Origin of the sequence: Clostridium sp. OF09-36 (assembly GCF_003481985.1) — a bacterium.
GTDB lineage: Bacteria > Bacillota > Clostridia > Lachnospirales > Lachnospiraceae > Brotaphodocola.
In genome coordinates, this window is record NZ_QUMD01000071.1 from 1 (window position 1) to 1,821 (window position 1,821).

At 40.9% G+C, this 1,821-nt stretch carries 2 protein-coding genes and 1 pseudogene; all 3 read right to left on the reverse strand.

Annotation, left to right across the window (positions count from 1 at the left end; genetic code table 11):
• Positions 1–191: pseudogene (locus DXA97_RS19635) on the reverse strand (RNA-guided endonuclease TnpB family protein); the annotation flags it as partial.
• 15 nt (positions 192–206) lie between these two features.
• The gene (gene tnpA, locus DXA97_RS19640; protein WP_118721452.1) at positions 207–623 is read right to left on the reverse strand and encodes an IS200/IS605 family transposase; all 417 of its coding nucleotides are present in this window, start codon (positions 621–623) and stop codon (positions 207–209) included.
• Positions 624–912: 289 nt separating this feature from the next.
• A complete protein-coding gene (locus tag DXA97_RS19645) occupies positions 913–1,440 on the reverse strand; it encodes a nitroreductase (RefSeq protein WP_118721453.1) in 528 nt (175 codons plus the stop codon).
• Between the last annotated feature and the right edge of the window lie 381 nt (positions 1,441–1,821).

Genomic DNA, 1,821 nt, shown 5'->3' on the forward strand with positions numbered 1-1,821 from the left:
AACCACAGATCATCTTTATGTTTTGATTTCTGATAATACCAGTCAGGATATTTCTCCAATCCCAGATTTTTGTAGTTGTTTCTCTCATAATTGCAAACATTCCAAAGCTTGTAAGCCGCATAACACATGTGTCCTACAATATTTGCATCATTTTTGTTTAATACAATGGTTGTTTCATGTGTTAACAGCATATTTTCCCTCCTCTTCTAGTAAGATTTGCTCTGATGCTCGATATATCGTCGGATATTTTCTTCCGATACCGAGCCGATTGTTTCTACATAATATGAGTGATTCCAAAGTTGACCTTTCCATAGTTTCTGGCGGATCACCGGATATTTTTCAAAGAGTTTTCTTCCTGTAATTCCTTTTAAATACTTTACAATATCAGTCACTGACATTTTCGGTGGTGCAGACACAAAACAATGGATATGATCACTTTCACCAACTTCAAAAAGATGAACCGTAAAACCTTTATCGGATGCTATTTTCTGAACCAGTTCTTTTAGATAAGTTTCAATCTCTGTTGATAAAATCTTCCTGCGATATTTCACAGACCACACCACATGGTAGTTGATATTGTATACACAAGTTCTTGAATGTATTAAATTTTCTTTCATACACATAATATACTATCATACAGAAGGAAACGCAAGCAAAATCGAACAAACTTTCGATTTTGCTTGCGTTTCAGACGCTTTCATCTCGGCAATTGAATAACCGGGGATTCCCGCTTGTTATCCTAAACGAAATCATCTATTATTACAACCTCTTTCACCGGAAAATAGAAGTGCCTGCGTTACTGTTGACAAGTAGAGATTTTCTGAACTAACTATGCTTCTGGATACAGCGGCTTATAGATATAGCTGTTTTCCAGTCCGAAAACCTTATCCTGGGAAAAATTGCCGGTGTCCTTTACCGGATATAGTAGACGTAATCAGCTTTTCTCGGTGCTGCCTCTTTTGCCGGAGCTGCAGCATATCCAAGGACCAGATGACCAATTCCCTCATAGTCTCCTTCGATTCCAAGGCTCTTTAAGAGCTCTTTCCCTTCCGGTGTCTCAAATTCCTCTTTTGCACGGTGGATCCAGCAGCTGGCTACGCCAAGATCTTCAGCGGCATTCATGAGGTTTCCCATCACCAGGGTTCCATCATAAAGATAGGTCGGCATAGCCTTATTGGCCAGCACGATAAGCAGCTCCTGTGCTCCGTAAAATGGGTCAAAGCTTTCGTCTTTTCCCATGAATTTTGCATTCATGGCAGAAAGCTTATCCCGCAATTCTTTATTTGTAACCGCAATAATAATAGGGGATTGTTTGCCCATACCGGTTGCAGCATAGGTCCCTGCTTTGATGATCGCCTGCAGTTTTTCTTCTTCGATCAGCTCCGGTTTAAATGCGCGGCAGCTTCTTCTTGTTTCCAGTACCTTCAATGTTTCTGACATGATGTGTCCTTCCTTTCCAGACCGGTGTTTTCTCCCAGCCTTTCTTAATGAATATAGACACAAAAGAGGTTCCTGTCAAGCTGACGGATTCCTATCAAAAAATATACATACAATATATGAAAATATAAAAAATGCCTGCAACACAGCCATGAGGGATACTCCACGTCAATCGATTTAGCGCGAAACCTTTCTCATGGATTTCAGCATATTGCTATGCCTATAGAAAAGTTCATACGTTATATGTGACAGTTTATAAACAAAACGGTTTAACAGATCGAGTAGGAGGCGGCTATCGCCGCCGACCTCTCACACCACCGGACATGCGGTTCCGCATCCGGCGGTTCAGTTAACTTGACACTTGCACAAAGTACGTTTCCGCAG